The organism is Haloglomus litoreum (genome assembly GCF_029338515.1).
Classification (GTDB): Archaea; Halobacteriota; Halobacteria; order Halobacteriales; family Haloarculaceae; genus Haloglomus; species Haloglomus litoreum.
On the sequence record NZ_CP119988.1, the window covers coordinates 3,551,319 to 3,573,160 of the forward strand.

The following is a 21,842-nucleotide window of genomic DNA, read 5'->3' on the forward strand; positions in this document are numbered from 1 at the left end:
TCCGACCGACTCGCGACCCCAGCACGGAGCATACAGACCGATACACACCCGCTACCGATGACTGACGACACTACCGACGCCACCGACACCGATACCGACGAACCCGACGCAGCGTTCGACCAGGACGAGCCGCGGACCGACGGGGGCGAGGCGAGCGACGCGACCGGCGCCTCGTCGGCGGACCGTTCCGACGGTGGGCAGGAGACTGCGGCCGACGGGAGCGGCGTCGTCGCCCCCGACGACGAGACGCCCACCTGGCGCGAGCGCAAGGTTCGCACACAGGGCCTCTCGCAGGTGACCTACGAGTACTTCGAGCGGGCCCGCCGCGAGGACCAGGACCTCCGGACCGAGAGCGACTACGTCGAGCGCGACGTGCTCGCGTTCCCGGTCTGGCCCCACGAGATGATCCGGAACCTGGCGCTGACGAGCTTCTTCGTCGGCATGATCGTCTTCCTCGCCGCGGCGCTGCCGCCCCACATCGGCGCGCCGGCGAACGCGAACCAGACACCGGGCGTCATCCTGCCGGACTGGTACCTCTACTGGTCGTTCGGCCTGCTCAAGCTCGGCCCGCTCAACCCCGAACTGGCGCTGCTGGGCGGCGGCAAGCTCATGTCCGACCGGATGTACGGCGTCCTCGCCAACCTCGTCGTCGTCGGGGTCATCACCGTCGTCCCCTTCCTGAACAAGGGGGCGGCCCGCCGACCCGTCGAACAGCCGTTCTGGGCGGCCATCGGCGTCTTCGGCGTCACGTTCGCGTTCACCATCGCCGCGTACTCCGCGAAGAACCTCGTGCCGATGGCGCCGCACCTGCTGTTCGATCTGACCTTCCTCCTGCCGTTCGTGACGGCGGCGCTCAGCTACGCCATCCTCCGGGCGATGCGGGAGGGCTACATGTTCGAGCTGAACCGGCGCTACTACCGGCTGCGGCCGCCGAAGTAGGCTCGCGCACCTCAGTCGGCCGTCTCGCCCGCCGTCTCGGGGTCGGGCAGGTCCAGCTCGCGGCCCTCGGCGTCCGCGCGGTCCCGGACCCGGCCCAGGACCCGGCGGGCCTCGCCGAGTTCGGCGTCCCCGACCGCGCGCAGGAGCGCGACCGCGCGCTCGGCACGGGTCCGCCGCCACGACGCCTCTCGGGCCTGGTAGGTGCGGACCGCGCGGAGGAAGTCGACCCGCCGGAACTCGGGCCAGTACGGCGAGCAGAAGAAGACGGCGGCCTCGTTGCCGTTTGCGTGCCACGGGAGGAAGTTGGAGGTCCGCTCGTCGCCACCGGTCCGGATGATGAGGTCGACGGCGCGTGCGGGGCCCTCGTACAGCTGTGACTCGACGGCTTCGACGTCGATGTCGGCGGGGTCGAGATCACCGTCGGCCACGTCGCTGGCGAGGTCGCGGGTCGCCGAGAGCAGTTCCGCACGCCCGCCGTAGGCCAGGGCGATGTTGAGGTGGAACTCGTCGTAACCCGCCGTGCGGCGGTCGGCGTAGTCGATGGCGTCGCGCACACGGGGCGGGAGCCGGTCGAGTTCGCCGATGGCACGGATGCGGACCTCGTTCTCGTGGACCTCCTCGCGGTCGGCGAACTCCCGGAGCTTGTCCTCGATGAGGTCGAACAGGTCCTCGCGCTGCTCGGGTGGCCGGTCGAAGTTCTCCGTCGAGAACGTGTAGAGAGTGAGTTCCTGGACGTCGAGCTCGTTGCACCAGTGGAGCATCTGCTCGGTCGTCTGCGCGCCGGCGCGGTGGCCGTCGGTGGCCTCGTCGCCCGACTGGCGGGCGTAGCGGCGGTTCCCGTCCTGGATGACGGCGACGTGTTCCGGCGCGCCGTCGAGTTCGCGCTCCAGCAGGCGCTCGTACAGCGCGAGCGCGCGCCGGCGGACCCACCCGGTCATATGGGGGAACGAACGCCCGGCAGGTATGGCTCTTGTGACTGGTCACGCCGGGGGTTCATCCCTGACAGGGGTCAGGGAGGTGCCGACGGTCGCAGGCTTTTTATACGGGCGTATCCACCAGAGAGTTGCAATGGCGACTGGTAAGGTCGTGTTCTTCAACGACACTGGCGGCTACGGTTTCATCGAGACTGACGAGGCGGACGAGGACGTGTTCGTCCACATGGACGACATCGAGGGTCCTGACCTGGAGGAGGGTGAGGAGCTCGAGTTCGACATCGTCGAGTCCGAGAAGGGCCCCCGGGCCCAGAACCCGACGCGAGTCTGAGGAACCGACGACCACGGAGAGGTAGCGGCACGGAACTGCGGCGCGGTCGCGCGAGTTGTCGCGGGCGCGCAGTCACAGCCGGTGAGCCGTGGCTCCATCCGGCCCACGCGCCGGCGCCTCGCTCCTGCGGACCGTTCCCGGCCTCGCAACGGCCGAAAACCGTCATCGACCGCTACCGGTTTACCTGCCCTCCGCGAAGCCGCGCGCATGGAGACCATCGACGAGGACCTCGTCCGGCGGACGCGTGCCCTGCTGGAGCCGGGCGAGATCGAGTTGAACGGCATCGTCGTCCACACGGACCTCTCGGGCGAGGAGGAGCCCGCGCTCCACCAGGTCACGCTCGAGACGGGGAACGTCATCGCCGATCACCACCCCGACACCGCGCCCGGGGACACCTACGTCTACTCCGGCAACGACGACCCCGACTTCGGCGTCAACCAGCACCAGGGGCTCACGCTGGACGGCGAGGCGTTCGTCTGGGAGTGCCAGCAACTGCTCCGCGAGGGCCACTACGCCGTCGTCGTCTACTACGAGGCCGTCGTCGACCACGAGGCCGTCGTCGAGGGTGTCGAGGCACTCGACCACGTGGACCGCGTGGTCGGCGTCCGCGGCGACGGCGACTGAACGACCGCGTGGTCGGCGTCCGCGGCGACGGCGACTGAACGACCCGGAACCCGCGAACCGGTCGACGGTGCACCGAACGCGACCCTTATGCAACTCTGACCCGGAGTTCCGCGTATGACCGAGGACGCCGACCCGCTGTCCGACCGGGTCGACCGCGCCATCGTCAACGCCTTCCAGGGCGGGTTCCCCGTCGTCGAGCGGCCCCTCGAGCCCGCTGCGGCCGCGCTCCGGGAGCGCGGTATCGACATCGACGCCGACGAGCTGCTGGCCCGCGTCCGCGCGATGGACGAGGCCGGCACCCTCACGCGCTTCGGCGCGCTCGTCAACGCCGAGGCCATCGGCGGTGCCGCGACGCTGGTGGCGATGCACGCGCCGCCCGAGCGCTTCGACGAGGTGGCCGAGCAGGTCAACGCCCACCGCGAGGTCGCACACAACTACGAGCGCGAGCACCCGCACCTCAACATGTGGTTCGTCGTCAGCGTCGCCGACGCCGACCGCGTGCGCGAGGTCCTCGACGAGATCGAGGCCGAGACCGGCCAGCCGACCTACAACCTGCCCAAACAGCAGGAGTTCCGCGTCGAGGCGAAGTTCCTCGTCGACGGCCCCATCCCGGAGGGCGACGTGGACCTCTCGGACCTGGGTCCCGACGTGACGCCGACCGACCGCGACCACCTCACGCCCGCGGAGCGCGACCTCGTCCTGGCGGTGCAGGACGGCCTCCCGCTCACCGAGACGCCGTACGCCGACGTGGCCGCGGAGATCGACCAGCCCACGGAGTGGGTACTGGAGACGCTCCAACGGTTCGACCGCGAGGAGAAGGTCCGCCGCGTGGGTGTCGTCCCGAACCACTACGCGCTGGGCTACACGGAGAACGGGATGACCGTCTGGAACGTCCCCGACGACCTCGTGGACGAGGTGGGGCCCGCCATCGCTTCCCTCGACTTCGTCACGCACTGCTACGAGCGGCCGCGCCACGAGGGCGTCTGGCCGTACAACTTCTTCGCGATGACCCACGGCCGCAGCGAGGCAGAGAGCGCCGAGCGCGTCGAGCAGGTCCGGGAGCGGATGGCGGAGTTCTGGGACGTCGGCGAGGACGACTGGGACACGCTGTTCTCGACGCGCATCCTGAAGAAGACCGGCATCCGGCTGGACGAGCGCGCCGACGCGAACACGGAGGACGGCGACAGTACCGGGGACGGACCCGGGGCATCCGCGGAGACGGAGGTCGGCGACGACTAGATGATCCCGCTCCACCACGACTTCCGGGGGAAGACGGTCCTCGTCTTCGGCGGCGGTCCCGTGGGGGCGCGGAAAGCCCAGCGGTTCGCCCGCGAAGCGCGGGTGGTGGTCGTCAGTCCCGAGTTCAGCGACACCGATTTCGAATCCGAGGGTGCATCAGCGGGCCAGGTCGCGTTCGTCCGCGCAGCCCCGACGCCGGACGGCGTGGCCGGGTGGTTCGACCGCGTCGCCCCGGCGCTGGTCGTGGCCGCCACGGACGACGCCGACCTGAACGCGGCCATCGCGGCCGAGGCGGCCGAGCGGGGAATCCTCCACAACCGGGCGGACCGCTCGGGAACCGACCGTCGGCCGGTCGGCGAGGTGGTCGTGCCGGCGACGGTCCGTGACGAGCCCGTCGTGGCGAGCCTCGCGACCGGCGGGGCCAGCCCGGCACTCTCGAAGCACCTCCGCGAGCGCCTGGAGGACGAACTCGCCGGTGCCGGGGCGATGGCCGAGTTGACGGGCGACCTCCGGGCCGACCTGCAGGAACGGGGGGTCGACCCCGACCTCCGGCGAACCGCCGTCCGGCGGGTGGTTCGGGACTCGGGCGTTTGGAAGGCTTTAGGTACGGGTGGTGCCAACGCCCGGGAAAGAGCCACCGAGGTCGTTGCCGAGGTGGTAGGTGACGAATGACTGTTCCAACTGGGCTGGTCTCCGGCGTCAGCATCTCCCATCGGCACGCCAGTCTCGACCACATCGAGCGGGCGGCCGTCGAGTCACAGCGACAGGGTGTCGAGACGCTCCTCTCGCAGCCGGGCGTCCGCGAGGCGTTCTGCCTCCAGACCTGCAACCGCGTCGAGGCGTACGTCGTCACGGACGATGCCGCGACCGGCCGGGCCGCGCTGGAGCGCTACACGGCCGGACTGGAGGACGCCAGGGTCGCGATGGACCACGAGACCTCGCTCGAGCACCTCATCCGGGTGGCGTGTGGGCTGGAGTCGCTCGTCCTCGGCGAGGACCAGATCATCGGGCAGGTCCGGCGCGCGTTCGTCACGGCCCGCGAGGCCGGCGGCGTCGGTCCCGTCCTCGAGGACGCCATCACGAAGGCGCTCCACGTCGGCGAGCGCGCCCGGGACGAGACCGAGATCAACGAGGGCGTCGTCTCGCTGGGGAGCGCCGCCGTCGAACTCGCCGAGCGGGAACTGGGCGACCTCTCGGCCGAGGACGCGCTCGTCGTCGGCGCCGGGGAGATGGGGACGCTCGCGGTCCGCGCGCTGGACGGCGAGGTCGCCTCCCTGACCGTCGCGAACCGCTCGCCCGAGCGCGCCGAGCACCTGGCCGGCGACATCGAGGAGACACCGGCCCGAGCAGTCGGGCTGGAGGCGCTCCCCGAGGCCACCGCGTCCGCCGGCCTCGTCCTCACGGCGACGGGGAGCGACGAGCACGTCCTCGACGCCGAGCGCCTGTCCGGGGCGGGCGAGACGTTCGTCGTCGACCTCGCCTCACCGCGTGACGTGGCCCCCACCGCCGACGACCTCGACGATGTGACGGTCCGGGACCTCGACGCGCTGGAGGACGTGACCGACCGGACCCGCGAATCCCGTGCCGAGGCCGCCGCGCAGGTCGAGGCGATGGTCGACGAGGAACTGGACCACCTCCTCAGCCAGTACAAGCGCAAGCGCGCCGACCAGATCATCGCGGCCATGTACGAGGGTGCCGAGCGCGTGAAGGCTCGCGAGGTCGGCAAGGCCGTCTCCACGATGGAGACAGATGGGCTGACCGACGAGCAGGAGGCTGCCGTCGAGGCGATGGCAGATGCGCTGGTCAACCAGCTCCTCTCGGCACCCACGAAGAGTATCCGCGAGGCCGCCGAGAAGGGCGACTGGACGACCATCAACTCCGCGCTCGAGCTGTTCGGCCCCGGCATGAAGGTCGACCCCGAGGAGGTCGGAGAGGGGGTGCCCTCGGGCGCCGTCGACGCCGAGAGCGTGGACCCGGACGAGATCCCCGCCGAGATGCGCGAGCAGATGCCCGACGCCGTCCTCGACCGCCTCGCGACCGGCTCCGACTGAGCCCCCTGTTCCCCATCGACGACCGTCACGGACCGATACTGGCAAGTGCGCCCCGCCGGAGGCTCGGATATGGCAGACGACCACGACCACGGTCACGACGAGGAGGAGGGCCGCACGACCGCCCCGCAGAGCGAGTTCACCGCACAGCAGGTCGCCGTCGGGTTCGTCGTCGCGCTGGTGGGCATCGCGCTCGTCTTCGGCGTGCCGTTCCTGCTCGCGTAGGGCCCGACTACCCTTCTCCGTCCGTCTCGATGACGACCCGCCCGTCGGCCCCGCGGACGGTCGTCGTGTCGGCGTCGACGAACGCCGGTGTTCCGAGCAGCAGGACCGCCGTCCGGTCGTCGGTCCGGCGGAGCCGGTAGGCGACGGGCCGCCCGTCGAGCGTGGTCGTCCACTGCCGGCCCGTCCGGTCGTCGGCCAGCGGAGCGTCCCCGGTCCGCTCGCTCAGGTACGCCGTGACGGCGGTGTCGAACTCGCTGGCGTTCGCCGCGTCGTCGAAGCGCAGCACCCACGCGTAGCCCCGGGCGCCGGTCTCGTTGTTGAAGGCGATGCGCGTGTCGTTGCCCCAGCCGGCCGCCGCGCGGGCGGCCCGGTCGTCACCGAGTTCGGTGGCGAGCGCCACACGGAGGAACGCCTCCCCGATGCGACCGCGCGGCGGGGCGAACGTCTCCTGCCAGACGCCCGCCGTCTCGCCGCGGAGCGCGACGCGGAGCGGGACCGGCCCCTCGTCGGTTCCGGGGTGGAGCACCTGCTCGCTGGTCAGCGGCGGGTCGGCGTAGACCTCGGGCAGCTCCGCCGGAGAGTCGACGGTCGCCGCGGCGTACCGGTAGCCGAACCAGTACGGTGCGAACGAGTAGCGAGCGGCGCCGTCGCTGTTCCGGTACCGTCGCTCCACGCCGCGAGCGGGGCGCTCCCCGGGAGCCGCCCGGTCGACCACGTAGGCCAGCCAGTAGCGGTCCTCGGTGTAGGTCGCGGCGCCCTCGATGACCGCGGTACTGGTGAACCGGCCGTCCGGGTCGGACCCCGTGGCCGCCGTCACTCGGCCGATGTACCCGCGGCGGAACTGGACCGTGTGGGTGAACTCGTGGGCCAGCACGTGTTCGAGGAACGCCGGCCGGTCCGCGAGGTTGCGGTTGGCGTACACCGTCCGGGGGCCGACGACGAAGGCGATGGCCTCGGCCTCGGTGACGTTGCGTTCGAGCCCGAGCAGGCGCTGGAACTCCGGCGGCGATGTCGTGTTGGCCGTCGTGTCCAGCAGCTGGATGGTGTCCGGTCCCGGGACGTCCGTCCCGAGGAGCCGGGTCGTCCGGTCGTAGACGAGCCCCGGGTCCAGCGGCAACTCGCCGCCCTGGACCGCGATGGTCTCCTCGTCGTCCCCGTCGAGGAGACCATCGAGGACGCCGGAGCCGTCCGGGGACCCCTGCCGGTCGCGGGGCGTCGGTGTCGCGATGGCGGTCGCCGTCGGCTCCGGGAACGTCGGGGTCGGTGACGTGGTGGCTGTCGCCGGCGCGGAGGCAGTGGCGGTCGGGGTGCCGGAACCGGTCGGGGTCGGGACGGCTGTCGGCGTCTGTGTGGGCGACGTTGGGGTCGGTGCGGCGGGTTCGGCGTCCGGGCCGCCGTAGCCGACGCTACAGCCGGCCAGCACCAGCAGGATGGCACAGCAGACGGCGGGGAGGGCTGGTCGCACTGGCCGAGGGAACGGCCGCCGCCCGCTAAACCCTTCGCCCGCTAGCGGCGCGAGCGTCCGCACCGCCGACCCGAGACATTATCCGATAAACGACAGCTTAAACGCATAAGATTCGGGATTCGCCTGGAATCCGGCCGCCTCGCCCGGAACGCGACACTCGCGGAACGTATATTCGCGTGCCCGTCGACGACTGACCTGTGCGCGTCGTCCACGAACCGACCGGCGGGAGCGAGCGGACACTGGCGACGGCCGTCGAGTTCGCGGACGGCCTCCTCTCGCAGGCACGGGGGCTGATGTTCCGGCGGTCGTTCCCCGGGGACTACGCGCTCGTCTTCCGGTTCGGTCGCGTCGCGAACCGGGGGCTCCACATGGTGTTCGTCCCGTTCGACATCGACGCCGTGTGGCTGGTCGACGGCGAGGTGACGGCCAGCAAGCGGCTGCCCGCGTGGCGCGGGCTGGGCCGCGGGCGCGCGAACACGGTACTCGAACTGCCGGCCGGGGCGGCCGAGGGGGTCGAACCGGGGGATACAGTGCGCGTACTGGACGGGGACGGGACGGACGTGACGACCGGCGGGGGCTGAACTGGCGGCCCACGCCGGCGAAACCATCAGGGCGGTGGCTCCCGATTGCCGGGTATGACCAGCCACGGCGTCGTCAGCGCCATCCACGTTGCCCCCGAGGCGGGGGCACCGGTCGAGTCCCGCGAGACGGTGACGGCCGAGGCCGACGCCGGACTCCGAGGCGACCGCTACTTCGACGAGACGGGAACCTTCGCCGAACGGGACGGGAGCGCCATCACCCTCATCGAACGCGAGGCGCTCGACGCGGTCGAGGCGGACTACGACATCGACCTCGACCCCGGTGTCCACCGGCGCAACGTCACGACCGAGGGCATCGCGCTCAACCACCTCGTCGGCGAGCGATTCCGGGTCGGCGAGGCCGTCTGCGTCGGGACGGAGCTGTGCGAGCCCTGTTCGTACCTGGAGCGCCACCTCGAACGGGAGGGGGTGCGTGAGGCACTCGTCCACCGGGGCGGGCTCCGGGCGCGCATCGTCGAGGGCGGCGCGATCGTCATCGGCGACGCGGTCGTCCGGACCCAATCGGAGAATTGAATCCCGTCCGTCCCGACGGGATGGATATGAACGAGCCGGGGTTCCAGTCCGTCATGGACCAGTCGACCCTCGCCGAGCGGGTCGAGGCCGGCACGGTGCCGGAGTGGGTCGAGCGCCACTGGCGGACCTTCCACGAGAGCCTGACGGGCGAGCACGAGGGCGAGTCGTTCCCCTGTTTCTTCGGCGCCGAGTCCGTCGCGAACGGGGAGCCGCTGTACACCGCGGTCCCGTCGACGAGCGACCGTGACGCGCTGCTGTCGTTCCGCGATTCGCTGCTTGAGTACCTCGACACCTACGAGGAGCGCGAGGGCCGGACCTCGTTCGTCGTCTTCTTCCGCCCCGAGGCCGGCGTCGAGACCGAGGCCGACTACCACGACGCGCTCTGGCACGTCCTCAAGGTGCTGCATGTCCACGACCCGTCGCCGTGGCCCGACGACATCCCGACGGAGACGGACAGCCGGTTCTGGGAGTTCTGCTTCGGCGGCGAGCCGATGTTCCCGACCTGCCGCGCGCCCTTCTACGACACCTACCGGAGCCGGTACTGCCCGGTCGGCCTGGAGATCACCTTCCAGCCCCGCACCCTGTTCGAGGGCATCACCGGCGACACGGAGGCCGGCCAGCGCGCCCGCGAGACCATCCACGAGAACCTCGAACGGTACGACGGCGTCTGCCCGCACGCCAACATCGGTGACTGGGGGGCGCCGGGCGACCGCGAGTGGCACCAGTACATGCTCCCGGAGGACGAGTCACAGGCCCCCGATTCGTGCCCGGTGACGTTCTCCCGGGACCACCCGAAGGTCGACCGGCGCTTCGACCCCGTCATGCCGGCGTCGGGGTCGGCGGACGATTAAGTCCCTCCGGGCCGAGAGGGAGGGCATGGTGGGCGGAGCGCTCTCGCTGCCGGCGGACGCGGTACTCGTCCTCGTCGACTTCCAGACGGGGTTCGACGAGCCACGCTGGGGCGACCGGAACAACCCGGAGGCGGAGTCGAACGCCCGCGACCTGCTGGCAGCCTGGCGCGAGACCGACCGGCCCGTGGCCCACGTCCGCCACGACTCGACCGAGGCCGATTCCCCCCTCAGGAAGGACACAGCGGGCTTCGAGTTCAAACCCGGACTGGCGCCCCGGAGCGGGGAGCCGGAGTTCGTCAAGTCCGTCAACGGCGCGTTCGTCGACACCGACCTGGAGTGGTGGCTCCGGGACCACGGCCACCGAACCATCGTCCTGGCGGGCCTGACCACCGACCACTGCGTCTCGACGACGGCCCGGATGGCCGAGAACCGCGGGTTCGACGTGGTCGTGGTCGGTGACGCCTGCGCCACGTTCGACCGGACGCTCGACGGCGAGCGGTTCGACCCGGAGACGGTCCACCGGACGGCGCTCGCCCACCTCTCGGGCGAGTTCGCGACCATCACCGATACGCCGGCGGTGCTGGCCGCACTGCGGTGACGGCCGGGGCGCCGACCGCCGACCCCGGCACGACGGAGCGCCCGCACCTTTTTCGACGCGCCACGAGTCCGTCGGGTATGAGCGAGGATGCCGACGATACCGACGGCGCCGGCCACGGGGACGGACCGGACCACCCGTTCGACATCGTCCCGCCGGCCGCCATCCGCGACGGCACCGCGACGGACGACTACTTCCTCCGGACCGAGCGGGCGCTGGACGGGGCAGGACGGAACCCGCACGTCGTCGCCGAGGTGACGCTCGGGCAGTTCCCCTCGGGGGACCCCCACCTCTTCTCGGGCATCGAGGACGCCGTCCACCTCTTCGAGGACCTCCCGGTCGACGTTCACGCGCTCGCGCCGGGGACGTTCTTCGACGGTGGCCCAGTCGTCCGAATCGAGGGGCCGTACCGCTCGTTCGCCCGCCACGAGACCTCGCTGCTGGGCTTCCTCTCGCAGGCCACTGCGTTCGCCACCGCGGCCCACGGACTCCGGCGGGCCGCGCCCGAGACGCCCGTCGTCTCCTTCGGCGCGCGCCACCTCCACCCGTCGCTGGCGGCGGTGCTGGAGCGGTCGGCGCTGCTCGCGGGACTGGACGGCTTCTCGCACGTCGCCGCGGGCGAGGTGCTGGGTCGCGAGGCGACGGGGACGATGCCCCACGCGCTCGTCATCTGCTTCGGCCGCGGCGAGCAGGAGGCCGCGTGGCGCGCCTTCGACGAGCACGTCGACGCCGGCGTGGCGCGGACGGCGCTCGTGGACACCTACAGCGACGAGGTCGACGAGGCCATCCGCGCGGCCGAGGCCGTCGACGGTCTGAGCGGCATCCGCCTCGACACGACGGGCTCCCGGCGCGGTGACTTCCGGCACATCTGCCGGGAGGTCCGCTGGGAACTCGACGCCCGCGGCCACGAGGACGTGGACGTCTTCGTCTCGGGCGGGCTCGAAGCCGAGGACCTCCGCGAGCTGCGCGATGTCGTGGACGGCTTCGGGGTGGGCGGCGCCATCAGCGACGCCGACCCGGTCGACTTCGGCCTCGACATCGTCGCGGTCGAGGGCGAGCCCGCCGCCAAGCGCGGGAAGCTCTCGCTCCCGAAGCAGGTCTACCGCACCCCGGACGGCGCCCACCACCTCGGACTCGCACGCGAGGAGGGTCCTCCGGATGGCGAGGCGCTGCTGGAACCGGTCGTCGCGGACGGCGAGGTCCTCACGGACTTCGACCTCGACGAGAGCATCGAGCGCGCTCGCGAGGACGCGGAGCTGGTGTTCGACGTGGCGTGACCGGCCCTCACTCCTCCTGTGCGTCGACGACGGCGACGCCGGCGAGGTTGACGATGTCCTTGACCTCGTCGCCGCGCTGGAGGACGTGGACGGGCTTGTCCATCCCGACCAGCATCGGACCGATGGCCTCCGCGCCGCCGAGGCGCTGGAGGAGCTTGTACGCGATGTTGCCGGCTTCGAGGTTCGGGAAGACGAGGACGTTCGCCGGTTCGTCCAGCTCGGCGAACTCGTAGTCCCCCTCGAGCATCTCCTCGACGACGGCGGTGTCGGCCTGCATCTCGCCGTCGACCGGGAAATCGACCTCGTCGTCGGCGTGGAGCATCTGCGCGGCCTCGCGGGGCTTGCGGGTGCCCTCGTTGTCGACGGAACCGAAGTCCGAGTACGACAGCAGCGCGGCGCGGGGCTCGATGTTGAAGCGGCGGGCGAGTTTCGCGGTCTGCTTGGTGACCTCCGCGAGCACCTCCTCGTCCGGGCTCTGGTTGACGGTCGCGTCGGCACAGAAGATGACGCGGTTCTTGAACGTGAGCATGTAGACGCCGGCGGCGTAGTCGGCGTCGTCGTCGGTGCCGATGACCTGCAGCGGCGGGCGCAGGGCGGAGGGGTAGTGGTGCATCAGGCCCGTCAGCATCGCGTCGGCGTCGCCCATCTCCACCATCACGCTGCCGAGGTAGTTGCCGTCCTGGATGAGCTCGTCGGCCTCCCGGCGAGTGATGCCCTTCCGGCGGCGGAGCTGGTGGAGGCGCTCGGCGTACGCGTCGAGGTTCCCCTCCTCGGGGTCGACGATCTCGGGCGAGAAGTCCAGGCCCAGCCGTTCGGCGGTGGCCCAGATGTCGTCCCGGTCGCCGATGAGGACGGGCTCGGCGATGCCCTGCTCGTCCAGCTGGAACGCGGCGCGGACCATCTTCTCGTCGTCGCCCTCCGCGAGCACGACGCGCTTGGGCTCGCTCTTTGCCTTGTTGAGGACGACCCGCATCATCTCGCGGGACTTGCCCAGCCGGGCCTCGAGCCGCTCGACGTACTTCTCTCGGTCGAGTTCCTTCCGGGCGCTCCCGGATTCGACGGCGGCGTCCGCGACGGCGGGCGCCACCTCGAACAGCACCCGCGGGTCCAGCGGCTTCGGGATGATGTACTCCGGGCCGAACTGGAGCGGTTCGTCGCCGTACGCCTTCACGACGGCGTCGGGCACGTCCTGCCGGGCGAGGTCGGCCAGCGCCTCGGCCGCGGCGACCTTCATCTCCTCGTTGATCTCGGTGGCGCGCACGTCGAGTGCGCCCCGGAAGATGAACGGGAACCCGAGGACGTTGTTCACCTGGTTGGGGTAGTCGGACCGCCCGGTCGCCATGATGACGGTGTCGTCGCGGGCGTCCTTCGCGTCCTCGTAGCTGATCTCGGGGTCCGGGTTCGCCATCGCGAACACGATGGGGTCCGAGGCCATCGACCGGACCATCTCCTGACTGACGAGGCCGCCGATGGAGAGCCCGACGAACACGTCGGCACCCTCCATCGCGTCCGCGAGGTCGCCCCCTGGTCGGTCGCTGGCGAACTCCTGTTTGAACTCGTTGACGTCGCCGGCGTCGGCGCGCTCCTGGGTGATGATGCCCGAGGAGTCACACATCGTGATGTTCTCGCGCTTCGCGCCGAGCGAGACGTAGAAGCGGGCGGTGGCGATGGCGGAGGCACCGGCACCGGAGAAGACGATGTCGAGGTCGGCGAGGTCCTTCCCCGCGATGTCGGCGGCGTTGACCAGCGCCGCACCGGAGATGATGGCGGTGCCGTGCTGGTCGTCGTGGAAGACCGGGATGTCCATCTCCTCGCGCAGGCGCTCCTCGACCTCGAAGCACTCTGGGGCCTTGATGTCCTCCAGGTTGATCCCCCCGAACGTCGGCTCCATCGCCGAGACCGACTGGATGATATCCTCGGGGTCGTCCTGGTCGAGTTCGATGTCGAAGACGTCGATGTCGGCGAACCGCTTGAACAGCACACCCTTCCCCTCCATGACGGGTTTGGAGGCCTGCGCGCCGATGTCACCGAGGCCGAGCACGGCGGTCCCGTTCGAGACCACCCCGACCATGTTCCCCTTCGCGGTGTATGTGAACGCGTCGTCGGGGTTGTCGCGGATCCTCCGGCACGGCGCGGCCACGCCGGGCGAGTACGCCAGCGAGAGGTCCCGCTGCGTGTTGGTCGGCTTCGTCGTCGAGATCTCCAGCTTGCCGGGAGGGTCGCGTTCGTGATATTCGAGCGAATCCTCGTCGAGTCCCATACCGACGTGGCGTCGGAAACGCGTAAAAATCTATCCGAACGGACGGGTGGCGGTGGCTTCTGCCGTCGTCGGCAGGGGTATCCGCTCACAGGGGACCCGCGGCTGGCCGGCCGGGTGCGTGGCCCCGGAACCGTCGCCCGCCTTCGGAAACCCATTTACCGCGGCCCCGACTGGCTCCAGTATGGTCGAGAACGTCCTCTATCCCGCGTACTTCGACGCCGCCCACTCCCGCGGGGAGGGTCGCCGGGTGCCACAGGACCTCGCGGTGGACGACCCGACGGTCGACGAACTCGCGAAGGCCGTCCAGCAGGTCGGCTACGACGCCGTCATCGAACGTGACGTGACGTACGCCCGGGAGTTCGAGCCCCGAGGGCGCGTCCTCGTACAGAACGCCGACGACGCCGGCAAGTCCGACCTCCTGGGTGCGGTCGCCGCGTACCTGAACGCGATGCGGGAGTGAGCGCGGATGCACGGGACGGGTGAGGAGCGATGAGACGACTCGGCGAGGTGGTCCGCACGGCCCAGGGCCTGGCCATCGTCCGCTGCCCGGACGCGGACCACCCCGAGATCGGGACGATGGTCCTGGACGAGAACCTCGATGGGATCGGCCGCGTGGTCGACGTCTTCGGGCCCGTCGAGCGCCCGTACCTGGCGGTCACGCCGGACGACGGCGTCCCGCTGCCGTCGCTGGTCGGCGGGCCGGTGTACGCGCGGTAGTCGGGGCATAACGGAATCAGTGGGCGACGGGCGGCCGACGCTGACCGTGTCGGGCGGCCGCCCGACAGCTACCACTCGGACAGCCGACGCAGCGACTCCGAACAGTACGGACAGGCGCTGTTGACGAACGCGTTGACCAGCCGTTCGCACCCTCGACATCTGGCGACCTGATCCATGTTACCGGAGGAGCGCGGTAGCGATGTAGTTATACGGCAGCTACCGGGCTCTAGCCGCTGCTTGACCGGGCGGTGGCTCCGCCCGACCCTGGACTCGAACAGCCATGCGAGCGCAGCAGTGGGTCAGTTGAACGCTTCCGGGCTCACGTCGCTCTTGCGGCGGTCGAGGTCCTCGTCGGGGTCCGGGTCCTCGACGACCTCGACGCCGCGGTTGTTGATGGCGTGCGGGTCGAGGCCGACCTCCTGGAGGAAGTCCTTGTAGATGCGCTCGACGGTCTCGCCGTCCTTCTGCTTCGAGGAGGCGTGGTCACAGAGCGACGGCAGCGAGTGGTCGCCCGGCGTCTCGTCCTGGTAGATGATCCAGTGGTTGACGAGGTCGCTCAGCCGGCGGATGGGCGAGGTGAAGTGGCCGTAGATCTCGAAGTTGAGCGCGTGGTGGCCGCCGAACGGGTCGGCCATGTACTTCGCCCGCGGCATGACCTTCATCACGGCCCACTGGATCTTGTTGAGCTGGCGGCCCGGTGCCTGTTCGAGGGTGGCGTTGACGGCCTTGCGCGGGTCGTCCCAGGAGTCGCCGGGGATGGAGACGCCGTCGAGGTCCTGGATCTCCTGCAGGGCCTCGTCCCACTCCTCCGGGGTGGGCTGGGGGTGGACGCGGAACATCGCCTCCAGCCCGCGCACCCACTGGAGCTCGTGCGTGACGGCCTTGTTGGCCTTCAGCATGCACTCCTCGATGATGGTGTGGGCGCGGTCGCGCTTCGGGTTCAGCACCAGGGAGCCGTCCGCCTTGCGCTGCTCGTGGAGCGCCTCGGCGAGTTCGTACGCCAGCGTGAGCTCCTCGTGGAGGTCGGCGTCGGGTTCGTCGAGGCGCTTCTCGGCCTGCTTGTAGGTGAGGCGCTCGTCGGAGTGGACGATCGACTTGTAGATGTCGATGGACTCGTTCGAGAGCGTCTCGGCGTCGATCTTCATCTCGACGGTGTGGGCCAGGCGGTCCTCGTTGGGGACCAGCGAGCAGACCGTCTCCGCCAGCACGGGCGGGAGCATATGCATCGTGTAGCCCGGGAGGTAGACGGTGTTGGCCCGCTTGACGGCCTCCTCCCACATCGCGCTGCCCGGGTGGACGTAGTGGGTGACGTCGGCGATGTGGACGTGGAGGTAGTAGTAGTCCTCGTCGCGGCGGATGGAGATGGCGTCGTCGAAGTCCTGTGCGTCGGCGGGGTCGATGGTGCAGGTCGTGAGGTCCCGGCAGTCCGTGCGGTACTCCTCGCCGATCTCCGAGGCGATCTCGGCCTCGGTGTCGGTCGTGCGTTCGCGGGCCTCACTGAGGACCTCGCTGGGGAACTGGTCGCGGAGGTCGAACTCCTCGAAGAGGGACTCCCGTTTGGCGGCGAGCGCGTCGGCGAGTGCGTCGTCGATGCGGACGGGGCCCTGCCCCTCCGCGGTCCCGGCCTGCGCCTGCGCGTCGGCGTCCGTATCGCTCATGGAGGGCGTAGGAGAAACGGCTAGTTAGTCCTGTTGGGCGGGCGCCGTGCCCGCCCCTACCGCTCGCGCTCGTGTTCGCTCTCCGTCTCCTCGACCTCACCGGTCGCGAGCTCGGTGTAGCGCCGCAGGAACGCCTCCCGGTCGCGCTCACCGGCGCCACTCTCGACCAGCGTCGTCTCCAGGTCGCCGCGGGGCTGGTGGCAGAGACCGCTGTGGCACTCCTTGCAGAGGAACTCGAACTCCTTGTCCGCCCGGTCCCAGCGGTCGCCGTGCTTGTCGTACTCGCGCGCCGCCGTGCGCGGCACCTCCTCGCCACAGGCGATACAGGTCACCTGCGTCCGATCCCGGTCGCGGCTGCCCCACATTCCTGTTCGGGGGTTGCCCTCGGTCCCACTTAGACCTTCGCGCGGACGAGTCCGGGAGGAGGTAGACCACCGCCCGCTCCCGGGAGGAGGTATCCACCGCCCGCGCGGAGGCGGTGGCGAGCGGCCAAGGTCAAGGGTTTTGAGTCCACCCCGGCTATCGGGGGTATGGACCTGCGACTCGTGGCCGTGCTGCTGCTGGTCCCGGTGCTGGACTTCCTGCTCCTCGTCGGGCTGGTGGCGGTCGGGCCGCTGACCATCGTCCACGGCGTCCTCGTCGTGGTCGTCACGTCGCTGGTGGGGCTGCTCCTCGTGCGGGCGGAGGGGAGACACACGCTCCGGAAGATCCAGCGGAACCTCGCCGCCGGCGAGTTGCCGGGCGACCAGCTGCTGGACGGTGCGCTCATCCTCGTCTCGGCCGGGCTGTTCCTCACGCCCGGCTTCCTGACGGACATCCTCGGCCTGCTGCTGGTGCTGCCGCCGACGCGCTACCCGTTCCGCGTGGCGACCCGGAAGTTCGTCGTGACGCCGTACCTCGACGCGAAGACGGGCGGCTTCGTCACCGGTGGCGTCTACGAGGGCGGCGCCCCCCGGACCGAGGTCGAGCTGGACGAGTCCGACTACCGCTTCGACGACAGCGACGAGGAGGGCGAGCCCGGGTCGCGAGGCAGCGACACCCCACAGGACTGACACCGAGGTCGACACGGACCCATCCGACCCGTCGTACCGGGGGCGATTCCCGACCGGGGAGCCGCCGAATGCGGACCCGAGCGCGGTCGTCGGGTGGGGCCGCCCGCAGCTATATATCCGTACTGACGGCTATTACAACCCGGTAGGGGAGCCACTGGGGACGGGACACATCCCGTGGCAGGGGGAACGGTCCCCTGCCGAACACCCCACTATATTTTTGGATGCCTCCGCGAGAAACTTTATCCACATCCGGCGGACCCGTCCCAGTGATGACAGACCGGAGTGGTGACGGGACCGAGCACAGTACGACACGACGGAACGTCCTCAGGGCGGCGTCCGCGGCGTCCGCAGGCGCCGCGGCCGCGACGCTCCTCAGCACGGGTGCGGTGGCGGAGCCGACCGAACCGTCGGGGACGGCGGGCTCGGCCGAGGCGGCGACCGAGGGTGGCTATCGGGTGTTCCCGCAGTCGGTGGCCAGTGGTGGGCCGACGCCGAGCGGCGCCATCGTCTGGACGCGGGTCGCGCCGACGGCCGTCCGATTCAGCGACGCCGACACGCTCTACCTGGAGGTGACGGCGGCGCCGGACCGGAGGACGGCCAACGCCGCCGCCGACTTCACCGGCGCGACGACCTACACGCTGCCGGCCGCGGACCTGGACGCGAGCCAGGACCACACGGTGAACGTCGACCTCGACGGGCGACTCGACCCGGACACGTTCTACTTCTACCGCTTCGTCTTCGACGGTGCGACCAGCCCGGTCGGACGGCTGCGGACGATGCCCGCCCCCGACGCGTCCGTCGATGACGTCCGACTGGCGGTGAGCTCCTGCAACAACTACCTCCACGGCTACTACGGGGCGTTCGGCCACATCGCCAAGGAGCGGGCCGACTACCACGTCTCGCTGGGGGACTTCCTCTACGAGTACGCGGGGGCCGGCCAGCAGCCCGGGCGCGACATCCAGCTCCCCAGCGGGAAGAGCGTCGTCCACACGCTGGCCGACTACCGGCACCTGCACCGGACCTACCGGAGCGACGACAACCTGCGGGCGGCGATGGAGCGCCACACCCTCATCCACACGTGGGACGACCACGAGATCATCAACAACCGCTGGTGGGTCGGCGACGCGGAGACCGGCTTCCCGGACACCCGGAGCCACCCGTTCGGCGGCGACCCCGGGCAGATGCGCCAACTGTACGCCCGCGGCATCAAGGCGATGCTGGAGTACCTGCCGCTGCGCGTCGAGTACGACGACCCGCAGGCGGCCGGCGGGTCCGGCGAGGGCAACACGGCCCGGCAGTACTTCCGGCTCTACCGCTCGTTCAAGTTCGGCGACCTCGCGGAGCTGTTCATGACCGACGAGCGGCTCTACCGCTCGCCACCACCGAAGGACGACGACGACCCGACCGCTGCGGGGGGCCGCGACCTCGCGCCGCCGTCGCCCGAGCGCAACCAGGCAGACCTCGACCGGACGATGCTCGGGACCGAGCAGTACCGCTGGTTCCTCGACGGCGGCACGAACCCGGGACCGATGCCCGACACCGACGGCGTCACCGGCACCGACGCGACCTGGAAGCTCCACGGCAACGAGGTGCTTTGTGCGGCGCTGAAGGTCGCCAACGCCGGCGTCGACAGCCTCTACCTCAACTACGACGCCTGGGACGGCTACGAGGCCGAGCGGAATCTTCTCATGGCCCGACTCGCCCGCGACGAGGTCGACAACTACGTCACGCTCACCGGCGACATGCACAGCTACGTCGCCGGCTACCTCAAGCAGGACTACAAGGACCCCCAGCAGTCCGAGTACGTCGGCGGGTCCCGGGTCGGTATCGAGTTCATGACGCCCGGCATCACCAGCAACAACCTCGCCAGCGCGGGCGGTCTCCCCGCGAACGCGACCGAGGACGCCATCGACGAGGCCGTCCGGACGCAGAACCCCCACATCGAGTGGTTCAACTCCTCGCGCTGGGGGTACACGACGGTCCACATCAGCGACCGGTCGCTCACGTACACGGCGTACGACGTCGACCGGACGGTCGACTCGGGCGACGCCCCGAAGCAGCTGCTCCGGAGCTACCGGGTGCCCGAGGGTCGCTACGAACTGCAGGAGTTCCGCTCGGCGCCGCTCGACGAGGTCGTCGGTGACCAGGTGGCGCCCTCGTTCGCCGAGGCGACCGCGAGCGATGGGCCCGATGTGACGACCGGGGCAGGGCCGGTGGACGGGACCGTCGACGCGGTGACCGGCGACGGTGGCGACGAGGCCAGCGACGGCGGCAGCACGGATAGCGACCCGGACGACACCGGCACCAGCACTACCGGTGACGACGACGATGGAGCCGGTATCCCGGACCCCGTCGACGACGGGTTCGAGTGGGGAATCTGACGATGACACGCGAGACGACAGCGACCGACGACAGCGCGGACGGGGACGGCGACGACGGCCTCTCCCGGCGAGGGGTCCTGCAGGGGAGCGCCGCGCTCGGGGCGGCCCCCATCATCGCCAGCGCGGCCGGCGCGGCCGAGGCCGCCATCGGCGACGGCCCCCAGGGCATCCACGTCGCCTACGGGCAGGAACCGACCAGCATGATGACCGTCGCGTTCACCGGCGCGCCAGCCGCGACCGGGGCGACCGTGCGCTACGGCGAGCCGGGCCGCCTCGACACGGCGGCGGGCGCGACCGGTCGGCCCGTCCCCGGCAGGGACGCGATGGCGTACACGGCCACGCTGACGGGCCTCGCGCCCGACACGGAGTACGCCTACGAGGTCGAACTGAACGGGACCACCTCCGAGCGCCGGCGCTTCCGGACCGCCCCCAGCTACGACAGCGACGCGGGCACGGACGGGTTCACCATCACGCAGGTCGGCGACCACGGCGCCGCCGACCCGGACAACCCGGGGCAGCGACCCGGGGACGCCCACCCACAGATGGTGATGGCCATCGCGGAGTCGCTCGACCCGGACATGCAGTTGCTGGCGGGCGACATCTCCTACTCCAACGGGAAGCCCTCGACCTGGGAGCTGTACTTCGACATCCACGAGGATCTCTACGGCGGGACCGCCGGCCGCCCCGCGACCCCGTTCATGACGGTCCCGGGCAACCACGAGGCCGAGGTCGGCACGGGGATGGTCCAGTACGACCGGCGGCTCAACGACGCGATGCCCATCTACGACCCCGACATCGACACGGTGTCGAAGCGGCGCTGGTGGAACGTCGTCTACGAGAACGCGTTCATCATGGGGCTGAACACCACGGCCGACGCCTGCGGCGACCTGGCGCGGGCCGAGGAGTTCGTCCCGCTGTACGACCCCCGCTGTCGGACCGAGCAGGGGCTCACCTACGGCGAGGTGCAGGAGCAGTACGTCCGGTCGGCGCTCCAGCGCGCCGAGGAGGACGACGACGTGAAGTGGAAGATCGTCTTCTTCCACGGCCCGCTCTGGACCACCTCGCCGGACCACGAGCCCCGGCGGGACCTGCAGGAGCGCTGGGGCCCCATCTTCGACGAGTACGACGTGGACCTCGTCATGCACGGGGATAACCACGTCTACGAGCGCACCAAACCCATCCGGCACACCGAGGACCTGCTGACCTACTCCGAGCGGCGGGCCCCGGCGTCGTCGCCCCAGGGCGAGAGCGCGCCGCCGCCGGAGGAGGCCGCGGCGGACCTCGAGTTGCCGTTCGACGAGACGGACCCGTACGGGACGACGTACATCGTCAACGGGACCGGCGGCGTGAGCCACTACCCGCTGGGCGTGGAGGAACTCTACATGGACACGACGACGGACGCGTTCTTCGGCATCACGCGCCTGGAGATCGACGAGAAGTCCATCGACGTGCAGTACGTCGCGGCGCCGCCGCTGGCCGAGCAGGGGCTGGACGACACCACGCCGCTCACCGACGAGTTCGACCCGAACGGGGACGCGGTCCGGGTCGTCGACGAGTTCTCCATCGAGAAGGACGGCCACGGCCGCCCGATACAGGTCGAGGGGAGCCCGGCCGAGCCGACGGCACCGACCAGCCTGGAGGTCACCGGCCGGCGGACCGACGACGGGACGGTCTTCACCGCCCGCAGCACCAACCAGGTGACCGTCGAGATCACCGCGGCCAACGACACCGTCGAGTTGCGGGACCGCATCCCGGCCGAGTGGGACGTGGTCGGCGGCGACTACGACCGCGTCGAGCCCGGTCCCGAGGGAACCGGGACGAAGTACGTCTACCTCGACCCGTCAGCCCCCGACGACGAGGTCCGGCTTCGAGCGGACTACTTCGTCGAGGCGCCCGGGGACGCCGACGACACGGGCGAGTACACGTTCGGGCCCGTCCAGGCTCGCGGGACGGACCGGCACGGTGACGCCGGCTGGACGGCCGTGCCCGGCACCACCAGCAGCGAGGTGGTGGTCGGAATCGGCATGGGCTCCACGCTCTGAGACCGACACGTTCCGTCCCCATCTGGCGCTGTCCGACATCGGTCGAAGTCGACTAGCCCACAGGTATTTCATAGCCGAACCAGACTCTCTAGCC

The 21,842-nt window shown here is 70.5% G+C and carries 22 protein-coding genes; 17 read left to right on the forward strand and 5 right to left on the reverse strand.

The window, feature by feature from the left end; genetic code table 11:
• Nucleotides 1-57 precede the first annotated feature (57 nt).
• A complete protein-coding gene (locus P2T62_RS17870; RefSeq protein WP_276258375.1) occupies nt 58-939 on the forward strand; it encodes a cytochrome b family protein in 882 nt (293 codons plus the stop codon).
• Nucleotides 940-950: 11 nt separating this feature from the next.
• Here the strand turns inward: P2T62_RS17870 and uppS are convergent, their stop codons facing one another.
• Entirely contained in the window at nt 951-1,877 is a 927-nt protein-coding gene (gene uppS / locus P2T62_RS17875) for a polyprenyl diphosphate synthase (RefSeq protein WP_276258376.1), read from the reverse strand.
• Between the two features lie 130 nt (nt 1,878-2,007).
• Between uppS and P2T62_RS17880 the strand changes: the two genes are divergently transcribed.
• From P2T62_RS17880 to P2T62_RS17905, 6 genes are all read left to right on the forward strand, one after another.
• Entirely contained in the window at nt 2,008-2,202 is a 195-nt protein-coding gene (locus tag P2T62_RS17880; RefSeq protein WP_254823590.1) for a cold-shock protein, read from the forward strand.
• 207 nt (nt 2,203-2,409) lie between these two features.
• Nucleotides 2,410-2,826, forward strand: a complete 417-nt coding sequence (locus P2T62_RS17885; RefSeq protein ID WP_276258377.1) for a DUF5778 family protein — start codon at nt 2,410-2,412, stop codon at nt 2,824-2,826.
• Between the two features lie 114 nt (nt 2,827-2,940).
• Nucleotides 2,941-4,065: a siroheme decarboxylase subunit beta gene (gene ahbB, locus P2T62_RS17890; RefSeq protein ID WP_276258378.1), complete on the forward strand. Its 1,125-nt coding sequence runs from the start codon at nt 2,941-2,943 to the stop codon at nt 4,063-4,065.
• A complete protein-coding gene (locus P2T62_RS17895) occupies nt 4,066-4,737 on the forward strand; it encodes a precorrin-2 dehydrogenase/sirohydrochlorin ferrochelatase family protein (RefSeq protein WP_276258379.1) in 672 nt (223 codons plus the stop codon).
• Nucleotides 4,734-6,116 (forward strand): glutamyl-tRNA reductase, encoded by a 1,383-nt coding sequence (hemA, locus tag P2T62_RS17900; RefSeq protein ID WP_276258380.1) that lies wholly within the window; start codon nt 4,734-4,736, stop codon nt 6,114-6,116. Before P2T62_RS17895 ends, hemA begins: the two co-directional genes overlap by 4 nt.
• Before the next feature lie 69 nt (nt 6,117-6,185).
• Complete coding sequence (locus P2T62_RS17905; protein WP_276258381.1) at nt 6,186-6,338, forward strand: DUF7550 family protein; 153 nt, start codon at nt 6,186-6,188, stop codon at nt 6,336-6,338.
• A 7-nt stretch (nt 6,339-6,345) separates the two neighbouring features.
• Here the strand turns inward: P2T62_RS17905 and P2T62_RS17910 are convergent, their stop codons facing one another.
• Nucleotides 6,346-7,803 carry a hypothetical protein gene (locus P2T62_RS17910; RefSeq protein ID WP_276258382.1) on the reverse strand — a complete coding sequence of 486 codons (1,458 nt, stop codon included), beginning with the start codon at nt 7,801-7,803 and terminating at the stop codon, nt 6,346-6,348.
• A 197-nt stretch (nt 7,804-8,000) separates the two neighbouring features.
• Here P2T62_RS17910 and P2T62_RS17915 point away from each other — a divergent pair, with 197 nt between their 5' ends.
• From P2T62_RS17915 to P2T62_RS17935, 5 genes are all read left to right on the forward strand, one after another.
• Nucleotides 8,001-8,384, forward strand: coding sequence for a DUF192 domain-containing protein (locus tag P2T62_RS17915; protein WP_276258383.1), 384 nt, complete (start codon nt 8,001-8,003; stop codon nt 8,382-8,384).
• A 54-nt stretch (nt 8,385-8,438) separates the two neighbouring features.
• Nucleotides 8,439-8,915: an MOSC domain-containing protein gene (locus P2T62_RS17920; RefSeq protein ID WP_276258384.1), complete on the forward strand. Its 477-nt coding sequence runs from the start codon at nt 8,439-8,441 to the stop codon at nt 8,913-8,915.
• Nucleotides 8,916-8,941: 26 nt separating this feature from the next.
• Nucleotides 8,942-9,766, forward strand: coding sequence for a YqcI/YcgG family protein (locus P2T62_RS17925; RefSeq protein ID WP_276258385.1), 825 nt, complete (start codon nt 8,942-8,944; stop codon nt 9,764-9,766).
• A 25-nt stretch (nt 9,767-9,791) separates the two neighbouring features.
• Nucleotides 9,792-10,364: a cysteine hydrolase family protein gene (locus P2T62_RS17930; protein ID WP_276258386.1), complete on the forward strand. Its 573-nt coding sequence runs from the start codon at nt 9,792-9,794 to the stop codon at nt 10,362-10,364.
• A gap of 77 nt (nt 10,365-10,441) precedes the next feature.
• Complete coding sequence (locus tag P2T62_RS17935; protein ID WP_276258387.1) at nt 10,442-11,638, forward strand: nicotinate phosphoribosyltransferase; 1,197 nt, start codon at nt 10,442-10,444, stop codon at nt 11,636-11,638.
• A 7-nt stretch (nt 11,639-11,645) separates the two neighbouring features.
• Here the strand turns inward: P2T62_RS17935 and P2T62_RS17940 are convergent, their stop codons facing one another.
• Nucleotides 11,646-13,898 (reverse strand): NADP-dependent malic enzyme, encoded by a 2,253-nt coding sequence (locus P2T62_RS17940; protein ID WP_276258388.1) that lies wholly within the window; start codon nt 13,896-13,898, stop codon nt 11,646-11,648.
• Between the two features lie 181 nt (nt 13,899-14,079).
• On the opposite strand from P2T62_RS17940, the gene srp19 reads away from it, so the two are divergent.
• Nucleotides 14,080-14,358, forward strand: a complete 279-nt coding sequence (srp19, locus tag P2T62_RS17945; protein WP_276258389.1) for a signal recognition particle subunit SRP19 — start codon at nt 14,080-14,082, stop codon at nt 14,356-14,358.
• Nucleotides 14,359-14,387: 29 nt separating this feature from the next.
• Nucleotides 14,388-14,615: an H/ACA ribonucleoprotein complex subunit GAR1 gene (locus P2T62_RS17950; RefSeq protein WP_276258390.1), complete on the forward strand. Its 228-nt coding sequence runs from the start codon at nt 14,388-14,390 to the stop codon at nt 14,613-14,615.
• 299 nt (nt 14,616-14,914) lie between these two features.
• On the opposite strand, the gene P2T62_RS17955 is transcribed toward P2T62_RS17950, so the two are convergent.
• Nucleotides 14,915-16,273, reverse strand: a complete 1,359-nt coding sequence (locus P2T62_RS17955) for a ribonuclease catalytic domain-containing protein (protein ID WP_276258391.1) — start codon at nt 16,271-16,273, stop codon at nt 14,915-14,917.
• Nucleotides 16,274-16,329: 56 nt separating this feature from the next.
• The gene (locus tag P2T62_RS17960; protein WP_276258392.1) at nt 16,330-16,638 is read right to left on the reverse strand and encodes a DUF7562 family protein; all 309 of its coding nucleotides are present in this window, start codon (nt 16,636-16,638) and stop codon (nt 16,330-16,332) included.
• A gap of 165 nt (nt 16,639-16,803) precedes the next feature.
• Between P2T62_RS17960 and P2T62_RS17965 the strand changes: the two genes are divergently transcribed.
• The 3 genes from P2T62_RS17965 (at nt 16,804) to P2T62_RS17975 (ending at nt 21,748) form a co-directional block, all read left to right on the forward strand.
• Nucleotides 16,804-17,325, forward strand: a complete 522-nt coding sequence (locus tag P2T62_RS17965) for an FxsA family protein (protein WP_276258393.1) — start codon at nt 16,804-16,806, stop codon at nt 17,323-17,325.
• Nucleotides 17,326-17,594: 269 nt separating this feature from the next.
• Nucleotides 17,595-19,706, forward strand: a complete 2,112-nt coding sequence (locus P2T62_RS17970; RefSeq protein WP_276258394.1) for an alkaline phosphatase D family protein — start codon at nt 17,595-17,597, stop codon at nt 19,704-19,706.
• A 2-nt stretch (nt 19,707-19,708) separates the two neighbouring features.
• Nucleotides 19,709-21,748, forward strand: a complete 2,040-nt coding sequence (locus P2T62_RS17975; RefSeq protein ID WP_276258395.1) for a purple acid phosphatase family protein — start codon at nt 19,709-19,711, stop codon at nt 21,746-21,748.
• The last annotated feature ends 94 nt before the right edge of the window (nt 21,749-21,842 follow it).